The sequence below is a fragment of the Micromonospora sp. AKA38 genome (genome assembly GCF_027925725.1).
Taxonomy (GTDB): Bacteria; Actinomycetota; Actinomycetes; order Mycobacteriales; family Micromonosporaceae; genus Micromonospora.
On the sequence record NZ_BNEI01000003.1, the window covers coordinates 206,086 to 222,076 of the forward strand.

The 15,991-nt window shown below is 74.2% G+C and carries 11 protein-coding genes; 6 read left to right on the top strand and 5 right to left on the bottom strand.

The features are described from left to right. Positions 1-5: 5 nt before the first annotated feature. From TPA0908_RS09340 to mraZ, 4 genes are all read right to left on the bottom strand, one after another. Positions 6-2,213, bottom strand: coding sequence for a peptidoglycan D,D-transpeptidase FtsI family protein (locus TPA0908_RS09340; RefSeq protein ID WP_281936595.1), 2,208 nt, complete (start codon positions 2,211-2,213; stop codon positions 6-8). Positions 2,214-2,216: 3 nt separating this feature from the next. Then, positions 2,217-2,801 carry a hypothetical protein gene (locus TPA0908_RS09345; protein WP_281936597.1) on the bottom strand — a complete coding sequence of 195 codons (585 nt, stop codon included), beginning with the start codon at positions 2,799-2,801 and terminating at the stop codon, positions 2,217-2,219. Further along, positions 2,798-3,856 (bottom strand): 16S rRNA (cytosine(1402)-N(4))-methyltransferase RsmH, encoded by a 1,059-nt coding sequence (gene rsmH / locus TPA0908_RS09350; RefSeq protein WP_107162627.1) that lies wholly within the window; start codon positions 3,854-3,856, stop codon positions 2,798-2,800. Before rsmH ends, TPA0908_RS09345 begins: the two co-directional genes overlap by 4 nt. Before the next feature lie 204 nt (positions 3,857-4,060). Next, entirely contained in the window at positions 4,061-4,492 is a 432-nt protein-coding gene (gene mraZ, locus TPA0908_RS09355; protein ID WP_281936599.1) for a division/cell wall cluster transcriptional repressor MraZ, read from the bottom strand. 356 nt (positions 4,493-4,848) lie between these two features. Between mraZ and TPA0908_RS09360 the strand changes: the two genes are divergently transcribed. From TPA0908_RS09360 to TPA0908_RS09370, 3 genes are read left to right on the top strand one after another with little or no spacing between them, the layout of a single operon-like run. Beyond that, positions 4,849-6,096, top strand: coding sequence for a MurT ligase domain-containing protein (locus TPA0908_RS09360; protein ID WP_281938499.1), 1,248 nt, complete (start codon positions 4,849-4,851; stop codon positions 6,094-6,096). After that, positions 6,086-6,808, top strand: coding sequence for a type 1 glutamine amidotransferase (locus TPA0908_RS09365; protein WP_107162608.1), 723 nt, complete (start codon positions 6,086-6,088; stop codon positions 6,806-6,808). The genes TPA0908_RS09360 and TPA0908_RS09365 overlap by 11 nt, the downstream gene beginning before the upstream one ends. Further along, complete coding sequence (locus TPA0908_RS09370) at positions 6,805-7,521, top strand: TVP38/TMEM64 family protein (RefSeq protein WP_281936602.1); 717 nt, start codon at positions 6,805-6,807, stop codon at positions 7,519-7,521. The genes TPA0908_RS09365 and TPA0908_RS09370 overlap by 4 nt, the downstream gene beginning before the upstream one ends. A 394-nt stretch (positions 7,522-7,915) precedes the next feature. Here the strand turns inward: TPA0908_RS09370 and leuS are convergent, their stop codons facing one another. Next, positions 7,916-10,756, bottom strand: coding sequence for a leucine--tRNA ligase (leuS, locus tag TPA0908_RS09375; protein ID WP_281936604.1), 2,841 nt, complete (start codon positions 10,754-10,756; stop codon positions 7,916-7,918). Between the two features lie 326 nt (positions 10,757-11,082). On the opposite strand from leuS, the gene TPA0908_RS09380 reads away from it, so the two are divergent. The 3 genes from TPA0908_RS09380 to TPA0908_RS09390 are packed head-to-tail and all read left to right on the top strand — an operon-like array spanning position 11,083 to position 15,929. Then, positions 11,083-12,147, top strand: a complete 1,065-nt coding sequence (locus tag TPA0908_RS09380) for an AAA family ATPase (protein WP_281936606.1) — start codon at positions 11,083-11,085, stop codon at positions 12,145-12,147. A gap of 1 nt (position 12,148) precedes the next feature. Beyond that, positions 12,149-13,447, top strand: coding sequence for a DUF58 domain-containing protein (locus TPA0908_RS09385; protein WP_281936608.1), 1,299 nt, complete (start codon positions 12,149-12,151; stop codon positions 13,445-13,447). Positions 13,448-13,463: 16 nt separating this feature from the next. Further along, entirely contained in the window at positions 13,464-15,929 is a 2,466-nt protein-coding gene (locus TPA0908_RS09390; protein ID WP_281936610.1) for a transglutaminase TgpA family protein, read from the top strand. Positions 15,930-15,991: the final 62 nt, after the last annotated feature.

A 15,991-nucleotide genomic window follows, 5' to 3' on the forward strand; every position in this document is an offset into this window, starting at 1 on the left:
CCCGCTCAGCGCGGAAAGACCTCGAACTTCGGCGACTTGTCGGTCAGCGACGGCGGCACCCGGTAGTGCCGGAGCGTGAAGCCCATCATCTCCCGGAACGCCGGCGCGGCGACCGCGCCGCCCCCGCCGTCGGGGCTCCAGACGAAGACCGCCACCACGTAGCGCGGCTTCTCCGCCGGGGCCATCCCGATGAACGAGCCGACCTCGCCGGGCTGCTGCTTGCCGTTGTCGTAGCGCAGGCCGGTGCCGGTCTTGCCGGCCACCCGGTAGCCCGGCACGGCGGCGGCCAGGCCGGTGGCCCGCCCGTCCGGGCCGTCGACAGTGGTGACCGCCTCCAGCATCCGGCGCAGCGCGGCGGCGTTGGCCGGGCTGAGCACCGAGCGGGAGGTCGGGGCGGCGCCCGGCGTCCGGGTGCCGTCCGGCCCGATGGTCTCCTTGATCAGGCGCGGCTGCACGTACGTCCCGTTGTTGGCGACCGCGTTGTACGCGGCGGCCATCTGCAACGGCGTGGCGTCCACGCTGTGCCCGATCGGCACCGACCCGTACGCCGACCCGCTCCACTGGTCGGCCGGGAGGATCCGGCCCGGCGCCTCGCCCGGCAGGCCCTCACCGGTCGGCTGGCCCAGCCCGAACCGCTTCTGGTAGTCGATCAACCGGTCCCTGCCGAGCTTCTCGGCGATCTCGATGGTGCCCACGTTGGACGAGAACGCGAGCATGCCGGGGACGCTCATGGTGCGGCCGTCGGCCGGGTGGGTGTCGCGGAACGTGACGCCGCCCCGGACGATCGTGTTCGCCACCGGGAACGTGGTGCTCGGCGTGATCACGCCCTCCTGGAGCGCGGCGCCGTAGGTGATCGCCTTGTGGATCGAGCCCGGGTCCACCACGAAGCTGGTGGCCGCGTCGTCCCGGTCGGCGGGCGAGTTGACCTTCGTCGGATCGGCCGCGTCGTACGTGGGCTGGCTGGCCTGGGCCAGCACCTCACCGGTCGGGACGTCCATGATCACGGCGGCGGCGACGCTGCCCTTCACCTGGGCGACCTGCTTGGCCAGGATCCGCTGCGTCATGAACTGGAGGTCCCGGTCCAGGGTGAGCTGCAACGAGCTGCCCGGCCTCGGCTGGGTGGTGCTGCTGTAGCCGCCCGGGATGGGCGCGGCCAGGTCGCCCTGGCCCACCTCGTACGTCCGCTTGCCGGCCTGACCGCGCAGCAGGTCGTCGTACTTCGCCTCCAGGCCCTCCAGGCCGTTCATGTCCTGGCTGACGAAGCCGAGCAGGTTCGCCGCCAGGTCACCGCCGGGCACCTCGCGCCGCTCGTCGCGGTGCACGTCGATGCCGGCCAGGTCGAGCGCCATGATCTGCTTCGCGGTGCCGATCTCGACGCCCCGGGCCAGGTAGACGAACTGGAGGTCGGTGTCGGTGCCGGGCAGCTTGCTCGGCTTCATCTTGTCGGCCAGGTCGGAGGCCGGCACGCCGAGCAGCGGGGACAACGCCCGCGCGGTGGCGAACCGGTCCTTGACCCGGGTCGGGTCGGCGAAGACGTACCGGGCCTCCACGCTGTGCGCCAGCGGCTCGCCGGTGCGGTCGAGGATGGCGCCGCGCGGGGCCGGCAACTCGACCACGGCGAGCCGCTTGGGCAGGCCGCCGTCGGCGTACGCCGGGGTGTCCACGGTCTGGAGGTAGACCAGCCGGACGCCGATGCTGGCGAACAGCGTCAGCGCCAGCACGGTGGCGAGCCGCAGCCGCCGGCGCGGGTCGCCCAGCCGGGGCGGGCGACGTGGCTTGCGGACCGGCCGGCGGGCCGCCGGCCGACGCGGGCCGGGCCGGCGGCGCGGCGGCGCGTCCTCCTCGTCGTCGAACGGCTCCCCGACCGGGCGGGCCGAGACGGTCCGCACCACGCCGGCGCGTCCGCCGGCCGCCGCCGCCCGGCGGCCGGCGCGGGCGCCCTCGCCGGAGGCGGCCGGCTCCCGGCGGCCGGCCCGCCCGGCCCGGCCGCCGTCGAGCACCTGCAACGCCGGCCGGAACGGGTCACCGGACCGGGTGCTGCGGGGGGTACGCCGCTGTTCCGCGCCGCCCTCGCGGATGGTCCGGCCGCGCGGGGTGTACGCCCGCGCGTCGGAGATCCCGCCGACGCCCGGCTCACGCGGCTCGGCCCCACGCGACGAGCCGCGCCGGGAGCCCGTGGGGTCCCGGCGCGGTTCGTCCGATCTCGGTGGCACCGATCAGCCTCCGTTGCCCTGCTGGCCGACGCCGGTGGGAGCACCCTCGGCGGGGTGCGGCACGCCGATCGTCCGCCCGTCCGGCAGCCGGATGTAGGCCGGGTCCGCCGACTCGACCAGGCCCAGCTTGCGGGCGTTGGCGGTGAGGTTGCCCGGCGCCTTCTGCTCGGCGATCTCCTTCTTCAGCTCCTGCTCGTCCACGTCGAGCTTGGCCTGCTGCTGCTCGAGCTTCTCCAGCCGGAAGGCGTTCTCGTTGATCTTGGTGTTGACCGCCAGGATGCCGAGCACCCCGCCGACCACGAGCACCAGGATCAGCCCGACGAAGGGCGCCCGCGGCACCCGGATCGGCGGCGGCGGGGCGACCCGCAGCCGCGGCGCCGTCGGCGGGGCGACCCGGGTGCGCTCGGCCGGCCGCAGCGCGGCGCTGCCCTCGGTCGGGTACTCGCGCGTCCCCCGGGCGCGGGTCCCCTCCCGACGGTCGGCCGCGGTCGTCGTGGTGTCTCGCATGGTGCGCGCCGTGGTCCGGCCCCCCGACCGCGGTGCGCGCTGCCCGACGGCCCCCCGGCCGTCGCGCTTCTCGACGTTCATGTCCCCTCCCCCTCCTCGTCCGTCCCGTTCCCCGGTTGGTGCATCGCCTTCACCCGGCGGCGGTACCGTTCGCGGTCGGTACGCCCCTGCCGGGTCGCCTCCGGGTCGAGCCGTTCCGCGGCCCGCAGCCGCACCGAGGCGGCCCGCGAGTTCGCGGCCACCTCGGCCTCCCCGGGCAGCTCCGCGCCCCGGCTCAGCAGCCGGAACGTCGGACCCGACCCGGGCAGTTCGACCGGGAGGTCGACCGGGCCCTTGCTGCGGACCCGGTCGGCGAGCGCCTGCTTGGTGAGCCGGTCCTCCAGCGAGTGGTAGGACAGGACCACCAGGCGGCCGCCCACGGTGAGCTTGTCCAGAGCGGCCGGCAGCGCCGTCTCCAGCGCCGCCAGCTCTCTGTTTACCTCGATCCGTAAAGCCTGAAACGTTCTCTTTGCCGGGTGTCCGCCGGTTCGTCGGGCCGGGGCCGGGATCGCGTCCCGCACCAGCTCGGCCAACCGCGCCGACGACGTGATCCGGGACCGCTCCCGCTCCCGGATGATCGCCGAGGCGACCTTCCCGGCGAACTTCTCCTCGCCGTACACCCGCAGCAGCCGGGCCAGATCCGGGTGGGAGTAGGTGTTGACCACCTCCTCGGCGGTCACCCCCCGGGTCTGGTCCATCCGCATGTCCAGCGGCGCGTCCTGCGCGTACGCGAACCCGCGGTCGGGCGCGTCGAGTTGCAGGGACGAGACGCCGAGATCGAACAGCGCGCTGTCGATCGCCGGGTAGCCGAGCCGGTCGAGCACCTCGGGCAGCTCGTCGTAGACGGCGTGCTCCAGGTGGATCCGGTCGGCGAACCGGGCCAGGCGGACCCGCGCGTGGGCGAGCGCCTCGGTGTCCCGGTCCAGGCCGATCAGGACCGTGTCCGGGTGTGCCGTGAGCACCGCCTCGGCGTGCCCGGCCAGGCCGAGCGTGGCGTCGACGTGGACGGTCCGGCCGGGGCGGTCCAGCGCGGGGGCCAGCAGCTCGAGACACCGCTCGAGCAGCACCGGCACGTGCGTGCCGCGAAGCTCCCCCATGTCGACCCCCACCGTTCGAAAACCGTCTGTGTGCACGTGTCCGTCGTCGCCACGACGCCTCGCCATACCGCCAGATCCCCATCCGCTCCCGCCCGCCGGAGGCCGCGGCCCTCCGTCTCGGATCGTGCGCCTGGCACCGGGGAAGGGGTGCCAGGAACTCGAAAGCGGCTGGAGATCTCGCAGTACGTCGGGCGCCGTCACGCCCTACAGACCGCCGGGCAGCACCCCCTCCTCGATGTCGGCGAAGTCGTCTTCGCTCTCCGCGAGGTAGGCCTCCCAGGCCGCCCTGTCCCAGATCTCCACCCGGGTGCTCGCCCCGATCACGACCAGCTCCCGGTCGAGGGCCGCGTACGACCGCAGGTGCCCGGGAATCGTGACCCGACCCTGCTTGTCCGGCACCTCGTCGTGCGCGCTGGCGAAGAAGACCCGGCTGTAGGCCCGGGCCGCCTTGCTGGTCATCGGCTGCGCGCGCAACTGGCCGGCGATCCGCTCGAACTCGGGCATCGGGAAGACGTAGAGGCAGCGCTCCTGCCCTTTGGTGATCACGACACCCCCCGCCAGCTCGTCCCGGAACTTGGCCGGCAGGATCAACCGGCCTTTGTCGTCCAGGCGCGGGGTGTGGGTGCCGAGGAACATCGGCCCAACCCCCTCGCCCTGAGCGGCGTTCGCGGCGCCGCTGACCCCCCGGGCCGGTGTGGCCCTCCCGGCCTCACCATCGCGCCCCACTCTACTCCACTTCCCTCCACCTGCAACCAGAATCGCCTGGTCGGCGCGGCGTTTCCGCGCGCAAAACCGCACGTCAACGCGGGTGGGGCCCAGTGGAGGGGGGTGACCGTCCCCGGCGGCGGTCCGTTACCCGACATCGGCCGCCCCCGTCCGGCCGAGCGCGCTCCGGCCGTCCGCCGTGCCGTCCCCGGCCGAACGGTTCGCCGTCGGCGGCGATCTGGCGGAGACCGTGGTCCGGTAACCTCGCTCGGGTGACGGACGCGAAGATGCCCTTGCGGGCAAAGGTGGCCAGCTCCGTGTCGCGCACCGCCGCGGCGCTGTCGCGGGCCGCGGGCCGTGGCGACGGCTCGGTGATCGGCGGCTGGATCGGCCTCAAGATCGACCCGGACCTGCTCGCCCACCTCTCGGCCGGGCGGGCCATCGCCCTGGTGTCCGGCACCAACGGCAAGACCACCACCACCCGGCTCACCAGCGCCGCGGTCGGCGTGCTGGGCCGGGTCGCCTCCAACGCCTTCGGCGCCAACATGCCCACCGGGCACACCTCGGCGTTGGCCAAGGCCGGCAGCACGCCGTACGCGGTGCTGGAGGTGGACGAGCACTACCTGGCGCAGGTCCTGGAGGCGACCGAGCCGCACGTGGTGGCGCTGCTCAACCTCTCCCGCGACCAGCTCGACCGCGCCAAGGAGGTCGCCATGATGGCGCAGCTCTGGCGTGCCGCCCTGGTCCGGCACCCCGACGTGCGGGTGGTGGCCAACGCCGACGACCCGATGGTGGTCTGGGCCGCCACCCCGCCGGCCGACCCGGCCCAGGGTCACGTGCCGCCGCACGTCACCTGGTTCAGCGCCGGCCAGCGCTGGCACGACGACTCGTGGGTCTGCCCCGAGTGCGGCTCCACCATCCAGCGCTCCGGTGGCCAGTGGTGGTGCACCGGCTGCCCGCTGCGCCGCCCCGAGCCGCAGTGGACGGTGGAGGACGACGGCGTGCTCGACCCCACCGGCGCCTGGCACAAGATCCAGCTCCAGCTCCCCGGCACGGTCAACCTCGGCAACGCGGCCACCGCACTGGCGGTCGCCGCCGAGTTCGGCGTCCGCCCGGTGGACGCGGTCTCCCGGCTCGGCTCGGTCACCTCGGTGGCCGGCCGCTACGCCCAGGTCGACCGGGACGGGCGCAACATCCGGCTGCTGCTGGCCAAGAACCCGGCGAGCTGGCTGGAGGCGTTCGACATGGCCGACGTCGCGCCGACCCTGCTCTCCATCAACGCGCGCGACCCCGACGGGCTGGACACGTCGTGGCTGTTCGACGTCGACTTCGCCCCGCTGGCCGGCCGGCAGGTGCTGATCACCGGCGACCGGGCGTACGACCTCGCGGTGCGCCTCGACGTCAACGGCGTGCCGTTCCGGCACGTGCGCACGTTCGACGAGGCGGTCCGCGCGGTGCCGCCGGGCCGGCTGGAGGTCATCGCCAACTACACCGCCTTCCAGGACATCCGAGCGGAGCTGGACCGTGTCAACTGAGAGCCTGCGCATCGTCTGGGTCTATCCCGACCTGCTGTCCACCTACGGCGACCGGGGCAACGCGCTGATCCTGGCCCGCCGGGCCCAGCTGCGCGGCATGCCGGTCGAGGTGCTGGAGGTCCGCTCCGACCAGCGGCTGCCCGCCACCGCCGACATCTACCTGATCGGCGGCGGGGAGGACGGTCCGCAGGCGTTGGGCGCCCAGCGCCTGCTCGCCGACGGCGGTCTGCACCGGGCGGTGGCCCAGGGCTCGGTGGTGTTCGGCGTCTGCGCCGGCTACCAACTGCTCGGCACCTCGTTCTTCGCCAAGGGCACCCGCTGCCAGGGGCTGGAGCTGCTCGACCTCTCCTCCGACCGGGGTCCGACCCGGGCGGTCGGCGAGCTGGCCGGCGAGGTCGACCCGCGGCTGGGCATCCCGCACCTGACCGGCTTCGAGAACCACGGTGGCCGCACCCATCTCGGTCCGGGCGTGTCGCCGCTGGCCCGGGTCACCACCGGGGTCGGCAACGACGGCGCCACCGAGGGCGCGTGGCGGGGCAAGCTGCTCGGCACCTATTCGCACGGCCCGGCGCTGGCCCGCAACCCGGACCTGGCCGACCTGCTGCTGCGCTGGGCGACCGGCATCCACCAGCTCCCCCCGCTCGACGACACCTGGGCCGACCGGCTCCGGTCCGAGCGCCGCGCCGCGGTGGCCGCCGCCGCCCGGGCATGACCGGGGCCGCCCGGCCGGGGCGGCGACCGGCGGTCCGCCGCCTCGTCGGGTTACTGGGGCAGCCGTCGGCGCGCCGGTTCGGGCTGCTGCTCCTGCTGCTCGCCGGGTTCGGCGTCACACTGCTGCTGGTGCCCCGGCCGGACGCGGCCGACCTGCCGCGGCTCGCCGACTCGCTCGGCGGGTACGCCCCGGTCGCGGCCGTGGTCGGGGGCGCGCTGCTGCTGGTCGCGCTGGTGCCCCGGACGTTCGTCACGCTGGCCTCGGGCGCGATCTTCGGGCCGGTGCAGGGTGCCGCGTACGCGCTCGGCGCGGCGCTGCTCGCGGCGGCGCTCGGCTTCGCGGTCGGCCGGCTGCTGGGCCGGGACTTCGTGGCCGAGCGGGTCCGCGGCCGGCTGGCCCGGCTGGACGGCTGGTTCGCCCGGCAGAGCGTGTTCGGGGTGATCACCGTCCGGCTGCTGCCGATCGCCGGCTTCGGGTTGGTCAGCTACGGCTACGGCACCACCGCGGCCCGGGTGCTGCCGTTCCTGGCCGGCAGCGTGATCGCCTCCGCCCCGACCGCCATCGGCTACGCCGCGATCGGCGCGGCGGTGACCAGCCCCGGTTCGATCAACTGGTACGCCGCCGCGCCGGCCAGCCTCGGCCTGATCGCCAGCGTGCTGATCATCCATCGCTGGTGGCGGGCCGAGCGACAACGCCGGCTCGGTCCGAGCTGACGTGGCCGGCACCGGGGGGACGCTGCCCGGCGGGTTCGTCGCCGCGCTGCTGGGTCACCTGGCGTCGACCGCGCCCGGGATCGCGCCCGCGTACCTCGGGGTGGACGAACAGGGCCGTCGCTGCCGGCTGCTCTGCGACGCCTACGAGGGCCCGGCACGCGCCGGTTGCGCACTCGCGGCGGGCCACCGGCCCGCGGCCCCGGGTCGCGTGGAGACACGTCCCCGGTGCGGCCTGCGCCTGGGAGTGCCTACGAACTTGATGGCGTAGGTGGCTCAGCCACGACGCCTCCCGGCGTGTGGTGCCGGCGAGTCATCCACGCCATCAAGTTCGTAGGCTCCGCGGAGTCACCTCTGCGGTCCCGGGCGGCGACCGGCAACGACCCCCGACCTCGGGTCAGGCGACGACCGAGACCATCCGGCCCTTCACCACGATCACCTTGCGCGGCTCCTTGCCGGCCAGCGCGCCGGCGACCGCCTCCAGCGCGACCGCGCGGACCACGTCCTCGGGCGCGTCGGCCGGCACCTCGACCCGGCCCCGGACCTTGCCGTTGACCTGCACCGGGTAGGTCACCGACTCGGCCACCAGCAGGGCCGGGTCGGCCACCGGGAAGTCCGCGTACGTCAGCGAGGTGTCGTGGCCCAGCCGGCGCCACAGCTCCTCGGCGATGTGCGGGGCGAACGGGGCGACCATCAGCACCAGCGGCTCGGCCACCTCGCGCGGCGTCTCCGCCAGCCTCGTCAGGCCGTTGGTCAGCTCGATCAGCTTGGCGATCGCGGTGTTGAACCGGATCGCGTCCATGTCGGCGCGGACCCCGTCGATCACCTTGTGCAGCAGCCGCCGGGTCGCCTCGTCGGCGGGCGCGTCGGTGACCCGCGACGCGCCGGTCCCCTCGTCGACCACCGCGCGCCAGACCCGCTGCAGGAACCGGTACGAGCCGACCACCGCCCGGGTCTCCCACGGACGGGACACCTCCAGCGGGCCCATCGACATCTCGTACACCCGGAACGTGTCGGCGCCGTACGCCGCGCACATCTCGTCCGGGGTGACCACGTTCCGCAGCGACTTGCCCATCTTGCCGTACTCGCGCCGGACCTCCGTCTCGCCGTGGAACCACCGGCCGTCGACCTCGACGACCTCCTCGGCCGGCACGTACGCGCCGCGCGGGTCGGTGAACGCGTACGCCTGGATGTAGCCCTGGTTGAACAGCCGGCGGTACGGCTCGAACGAGGAGACGTGCCCCAGGTCGAACAGCACCTTGTGCCAGAAGCGGGCGTACAGCAGGTGCAGCACGGCGTGCTCGGCGCCGCCGACGTACAGGTCGGTGCCCCCGCAGTCGCCGGGCCGCCGCGGGCCCATCCAGTACGCCTCGTTCTCCGGCTCGGCGAAACGGTCGGCGGCGGTCGGGTCCACGTAGCGCAGCTCGTACCAGCAGGAGCCGGCCCACTGCGGCATCACGTTGGTCTCCCGGGTGTACCGCTTCGGCCCGTCACCCAGGTCCAGCTCCACCTCGACCCAGTCGCGCCGCCGCGACAGCGGGGTCTCCGGGTTGCTGGCGGCGTCCTCCGGGTCGAACGTCTTCGGCGAGAAGTCGTCCACCTCGGGCAGCTCGACCGGCAGCATCGACTCCGGCAGCGCGATCGGCGCCCCGGTCTCGTCGTACACGATCGGGAACGGCTCGCCCCAGTAGCGCTGCCGGGAGAACAGCCAGTCCCGCAGCCGCCAGGTGGTCGCGCCGACGCCGCGCCCCTCGGCCTCCAGCCACCCGATGGCCCGGGCCTTCGCGTCGGCCAGCCCCAGGCCGTTCAGGTCCAGGCCGGCCGCGGGTGCGGCGCTGTTGATCCGCGGCCCGTCCCCGGTGTACGCCCCGCCGGTGAACCCCTCCGGCGGCTGCACGGTACGCACCACGGGCAGCTCGAAGACCTCGGCGAACGCGTGGTCCCGCTCGTCCTCGGCGGGCACCGCCATGATCGCGCCGGTGCCGTAACCGGCCAGCACGTAGTCGGCGATGAAGATCGGCACCGGCGCGCCGGTGACCGGGTGGTCGGCGTAGGCGCCGGTGAAGACGCCGGTCTTCTCCCGGGTGTCGGCCTGCCGCTCCATGTCCGTCTTGGCCGCGGCGGCCTTGCGGTACGCCTCGACCGCCTCGCGCGGGCCGGCGTGTCCGCCGGTCCAGGCGTCCCGGGTCCCCACCGGCCAGGCCGCCGGCACCAGCGCGTCGACCAGCTCGTGCTCGGGCGCCAGCACCAGGTAGGTGGCGCCGAAGATGGTGTCCGGCCGGGTCGTGAACACCCGCACCGCGGCGGCGGCGGTCGGGAAGTCGATGTGCGCACCGGTGGACCGGCCGATCCAGTTGCGCTGCATCAGCTTGATCGGCTCGGGCCAGTCCAGCGTGTCCAGGTCGTCCAGCAGCCGGTCGCCGTACGCGGTGATCCGCATCATCCACTGCTTCAGGTTGCGCTTGAAGACCGGGAAGTTGCCCCGCTCGGAGCGACCGTCGGCGGTGACCTCCTCGTTGGCCAGCACGGTGCCCAGCCCGGGGCACCAGTTCACCGGCGCCTCCGAGACGTACGCCAGCCGGTGGTCGTCGACGACGCGGCGGCGCTCGGCCACGGTCAGCTCCGCCCAGGGGCGGCCGTCCGGGGTGGGCCGGGTGCCGCCCTCGAACTCGGCGATCAGCTCGGCCACCGGGCGGGCCCGGCGCGCGTCCGCGTCGTACCAGGAGTTGTAGACCTGCAGGAAGATCCACTGCGTCCAGCGGTAGAACTCGGTGTCGATGGTGGCGACCGAGCGCCGCTCGTCGTGGCCCAGCCCCAGCCGGCGCAGCTGCGCCTTGTACCGCTCGATGTTGGCCACCGTGGTGGTCCGCGGGTGGGTGCCGGTCTGCACCGCGTACTGCTCGGCCGGCAGGCCGAACGCGTCGAAGCCCATCGCGTGCAGCACGTTGTGCCCGGCCATCCGCTGGTAGCGGGCGTAGCAGTCGGTGCCGATGTAACCCAGCGGGTGACCGACGTGCAGGCCCGCGCCCGACGGGTACGGGAACATGTCCAGCACGTACAGCTTCTCGGCGCCGGCTCGGGGGTGCCCCGGGTCGGCCAGCGGGCCGGTCGGATTCGGGGCGTGGAAGGTGCCCTCCCGTTCCCAGGTGTCCTGCCAGCGGTGTTCGATCTCCTCGGCCAGGGCGGCGGTGTACCGGAACGGGGGAATGTCGGTGGCCGGTGCGGCTGCCTCACTCATGGCGTCTCCTCAGGTCTGCTGGGGGCACAAAAAAGCCCCTCGCGCAGGAGGGGCGGCCGTGCTGTCGCGCGTTCAGCGCATCAGCACGGCTCGGTAAGAAGCAGGAAGACTCCGGCCATGGGTCGCAGTGTACCCCGGTCCCCCGTCCGGCGAATATTCCGGGCGTAACCGACCGACCACCTGCGGGAGTCGGCGTTCCCGGCAAACATGGTTAGCCTGAGAGGCCAGTGAGATGCGTGCGGCAGACGAGGCTCGGCGTCGCGAACCCAACGGCGGGTCCAGGTGCTCTATACAGAGCTGCCGTTCCGGCGACGAGGAGGAGGCCCGTGACACAACAGACCTGGGACGAGGTGGGCGGTCTGCTGCCGCACGACGAGTTCCGTGCCGCCAGTGAGGCCGTCGTGGCCAACATCGAGCAGGTCATCGAGGGCAAGACAGCCACCGTCCGGCTCGCCCTGGCGGTGCTGCTCGCCGAGGGCCACCTGCTCATCGAGGACGTTCCCGGCGTCGGCAAGACCAAGCTGGCCAAGGCGATGGCCCGCTCCATCGACTGCTCGGTCCGCCGGATCCAGTTCACCCCCGACCTCCTGCCCAGCGACGTCACCGGCGTCAGCGTCTACAACCAGGAGACCCACGACTTCGAGTTCCGCCCCGGCGCGGTCTTCGCCAACCTGGTGGTCGGCGACGAGATCAACCGGGCCTCGCCGAAGACCCAGTCGGCCCTGCTCGAGTGCATGGAGGAGCGGCAGGTCACGGTCGACGGGGTGACCTACCAGCTCCAGACGCCGTTCATGGTGATCGCGACGCAGAACCCGATCGAGATGGAGGGCACCTACCCGCTGCCCGAGGCGCAGCGGGACCGGTTCACCGCCCGCATCGCGATGGGGTACCCGGACCCGAACGCCGAGCTGGCCATGCTGGACGGACACGGCGCCACCGACCCGCTGTCCGGCCTGCGCCCGGTCTCCGACGCGGCCACCGTGCGGCGGCTGATCGGCCACGTCCGCCAGGTGCACGTCGCCGACGCCGTCAAGCAGTACGCGATCGCCCTGGTGACCGCCACCCGAGAGGCGCCCGACCTGCGACTCGGCGCGTCCCCGCGGGCCACGCTGCAACTGCTGCGCACCGCCCGCGCGGTGGCCGCGCTGGAGGGCCGCGACTACGTCCTGCCGGACGACCTCCAGGCCCTCGCGGTGCCGGTGCTGGCACACCGGATCATCCCGACCGCGGACGCGCAACTGGCCCGACGCACCACCGACGCGATCGTCGCCGAGTTGGTGCACCGCCTGCCGTTGCCGCACGACCGGCAGCGCTCCCCGTACGACACCCGGCCCGGCGGTGGCGCCGGCAACGGCAACGGCCGGGGGCCGTACGAGCCGCGGAGGCCGTGACGTGCGCGACGGGCTGCGCGGGCTGACCACCCGCGGGCGCTCCTTCCTGGCGGCCGCGGTCGCCGCCGCGCTCTCCGCCGCCATCCTCGGTGAGAAGGACCTGCTCCGGGTGGCCGTCCTGCTCGCCGTCCTGCCGCTGCTGGCCGCCGCGTACGTCGGCCGCAGCCGCTACAAGCTGGCCTGCAACCGCACGCTCGATCCGCACCGGGTGCCGGTGGGCGCCAGCTCCCGGGTGGTGCTGCGGCTGCAGAACCTGTCCCGGCTGCCCACCGGCACGCTGCTGCTGGAGGACCGGCTGCCCTACGCGCTGGGCAGCCGGCCCCGGGTGGTGCTGGAACGGCTCGGCGCGCACCAGGCCAGCTCCGTGGCGTACACGGTCCGGGCCGACGTGCGGGGCCGCTACGACGTGGGCCCGCTGGTGATCCGGCTGACCGACCCGTTCGGGCTGTGCGAGCTGACCCGCTCGTTCCCCAGCACCGACCACCTCACGGTGATCCCCCAGGTCACCCCGCTGCCCGCGGTGCGGCTGCCCGGCGAGTACGCCGGCAGCGGCGACAGCCGGGCCCGCTCGGTGGCCGTGCACGGCGAGGACGATGCCGCCACCCGGGAGTACCGGATGGGCGACGACCTGCGCCGGGTGCACTGGAAGTCGACCGCGCGCACCGGCGAGCTGATGGTGCGCCGCGAGGAGCAGCCCTGGGAGAGCCGGGCGACGGTGGTGTTGGACACCCGCGCCGCCGGGCATCGCGGCGAGGGTCCGACGGCCAGCTTCGAGTGGGCCGTCTCGGCCGCCGCCAGCATCGCCGTGCACCTGCGCCAGGCCGGCTACAAGCTGCGCCTGGTCACCGGCAACGGCGCCGACGTGGGTGCCACCGAGGCCGGTGGTGAGGGGGTGCTCCTCGATCACCTCGCCGAGGTGCACCTCGACCGACGCGGCGAGATCACCGCGCTGGTGCAGCAGGTCCGGCAGCGGGCCGACGGTGGCCTGATCATCGCGCTGCTCGGCACGCTCGGCGACGCCGAGGCGGAGCTGCTGGCCGGGCTGCGCGGCAACGGCGCCACCTGCGTGGCGTTCCTGCTCGACAGCAACACCTGGCTGAACCTGGCGCCGAAGGCACGGGCCGAGGCGGAGCGGGCGCACGGCAGTGCCGCGCTCGCCCTGCTGCAGAGCGGCTGGCGGGTGATCGGGGTGGAGCACGGCAACCGACTGCCGGCGTTGTGGCCGCAGGCCGGGCGCGGCTCCCAGGGCTTCGCCCTGCGGGCGGCGCTGGCCGAGACCGTCGCCGGAGGCATGCGATGACCGGAAGGGTGGTTCGGTGATCCCGCACCGCAACATCGGCTTCGTCGCCGCGGCGGCGACGCTGCTGGCGGCGGCTCCGCTGTCGGCGATCTTCGAACGCTGGACGTGGCTGGTCCAGGCGGCCATCGTGGTCGCCGTGGTGGCCGGCGCGGCGACGCTGGCCCGGCTGGGGCGGGCCCCGCTCTGGGGCCAGTTGCTGGCCATGCTGGCCGGCCTGACGCTGGGCCTGACGTGGGTCTTCCCGGGCGGCACCGAGGCGTTCGCGTTCGTGCCGACCCCGGCCACGTTCGCCCACTTCGGCGACCTGCTCCAGACCTCGTTGCAGGACATGCGCGGCTACGGCGTCAAGGTGCCCGACGTCGACTCGCTGCTCTTCCTCGCCGTGCTCGGCATCGGCGCGGTGGCCGTGGTGGTGGACGTGCTCGCGGTCGGGCTGCGCCGGCCGGCGCTGGCCGGGCTGCCGATGCTGGCCATCTACTCGGTGCCGGTGGCGGTCTACGTGGACAGCGTCCCGGCCACCCCGTTCGTGGTGGGCGCCGCCGGCTACCTGTGGCTGCTGGTCACCGACAACGTCGACCGGGTGCGCCGGTTCGGGCGCCGGTTCACCGGCGAGGGCCGCGACGTCGACGTCTGGGAGGCGTCGCCGCTGGCCGCGGCCGGCCGCCGGCTGGCCGTGGTCGGGGTGGTGGTGGCGGTGGCGCTGCCGCTGGCCGTGCCGGGGATGACCGGCGGTCTGATGAGCAACCTCGGCAGCGGCCCCGGCGACGGCAACGGGCGGCCCGGCCAGGGCGGCAGCACGGGCCGGATCGACCTGTTCGCCGCGCTCAGCGGGCAGCTCAACCAGAGCGAGCGGTTCGACCTGGTCAAGGTCACCACCAACGAGCCGAACCCGTTCTACCTGCGCCTCGGCGTGGTGGACGATCTGCGGCCGAGCGGTTTCCAGGCGCGCGTGCCCAGCGGGCAGCCGGTCACCCGCGGCCTGCCCGATCCGGCCGAACGCGCGCCCCGCGGGGTCGAGCAGCAGCGCTACCGCGCCACCGTCGAGGTGACGAAGAACCTGAACATGCCACTGATGCCGGTCTACGCCGAGCCGGTGAAGACCGATGACCTGGCCGGCAACTGGCGCTACGACCCGCAGCAGCAGATCGTCTTCTCCAGCCGGGACAACGCCCGCGGCAAGCGCTACTCCTTCGACTACGTGCGGTCGACGTTCAGCCCGGCGGCGCTGCGCGCCGCGCCGTCCCTGCCGTCGGACAGCGCGGTGCTGCGCCAGCAGACCGTCACCCCGTCGGTCCCGGCCGTCGACCGGCTGGTCGAGCGGCTGGTGAAGGGCCGGCAGACGGACTACGACAAGGTCCGGGCGGTCTACGACTACTTCTCGGTGGAGAACGGGTTCACCTACGCGCTCTCCACCCGCGCCGGCAGCAGCGGGGACGACATCACCGACTTCCTGGCCACCAAGGTCGGCTACTGCCAGCAGTACGCGGCGGCCATGGCCTGGCTGGTGCGGGCGGCCGGCGTACCGGCCCGGGTGGCGGTGGGGTTCACCAACGGCAGCAACGGCGGCGACGGCTCCTACGTGCTGACCAACCAGAACCTGCACGCCTGGACCGAGGTCTACTTCGGCGGCATCGGCTGGGTGCCGTTCGACGCCACCCCGGCGGCGAGCATCCCGGGTTCGGTGCGGTCGGCCTGGGCCCCGGACACCGACGCCCCGGAGGAGATCACCCCCGCGCCGGGCAGCAGCGCCGCGCCCGACGCGACCGACCCGTCGGCCGGCCCGAACGAACCGGACCGCCTGGACAAGGACGCCGACCAGGGCCTGGCGGTCGGCGACAACGGGCCGACCCGGCAGGACCGGGTCTGGCCGTGGTGGCTGGCCGGGGTGCTCGCGCTGCTGGCGTTGCTGGCCGCGCCGGCCCTGCGCCGCTCCGCGCTGCGTCGTCGGCGGCGGGTCCGGGCGACTCTGCCGGCGGCCACCGCGATGGCCGTGCCCGGGCAGCGGGGCCGCGGCCCCGAGATGGTGGTCGGGGTGGACGCCGAGGCGGCCCGCGCCGACGCGCACGCCGCCTGGGACGAACTGCTCGACACGCTTGTCGACTTCCATGTGCCGGTGGACGGCACGGAGACGCCGCGGGCCACTGCCGAGCGGTTGAGCCGGGAGGCGCTGGTCGAGGACGCCGGCGCGGTGACCGGGGTACGGCTGCTGGGTCGGGCCGAGGAGCGGGCCCGGTACGCCCGTGACCCGCTGACCGACGCCGAGTTGCAGCCGGCCCTGCGGACGGTCCGGGGAGCGCTCGCCGCCCGGGCGGACCGGCGGACCCGGCTGCTGGCGGCGGTGCTGCCGCCGTCGGTGCTGGCGCGGTGGCAGACCGCCCTGGCCGAGCGGTCGGCCCGCCTGGTCACCGTCACCGGGCAGGCCCGGCAGCGGATGCTGCGCTGGAACCCGCGTCGCCTGCTGGCCAACCGCCCCGCCCGCTGACCCCTCCCCCTCCCTCTCCCCTCCCCCGTCACTGATTGACGGAAAGAGTGGTTATCCGGGCC

Bases quoted from the DNA above. Each gene is read 5' to 3' on its own strand.
- TPA0908_RS09360 (WP_281938499.1), top strand. From the start codon at position 4,849: ATGCCCTTGCGGGCAAAGGTGGCCAGCTCCGTGTCGCGCACCGCCGCG.
- rsmH (WP_107162627.1), bottom strand. From the start codon at position 3,856: ATGGGGGAGCTTCGCGGCACGCACGTGCCGGTGCTGCTCGAGCGGTGT.
- leuS (WP_281936604.1), bottom strand. From the start codon at position 10,756: ATGAGTGAGGCAGCCGCACCGGCCACCGACATTCCCCCGTTCCGGTAC.
- TPA0908_RS09345 (WP_281936597.1), bottom strand. From the start codon at position 2,801: ATGAACGTCGAGAAGCGCGACGGCCGGGGGGCCGTCGGGCAGCGCGCA.
- mraZ (WP_281936599.1), bottom strand. From the start codon at position 4,492: ATGTTCCTCGGCACCCACACCCCGCGCCTGGACGACAAAGGCCGGTTG.
- TPA0908_RS09370 (WP_281936602.1), top strand. From the start codon at position 6,805: ATGACCGGGGCCGCCCGGCCGGGGCGGCGACCGGCGGTCCGCCGCCTC.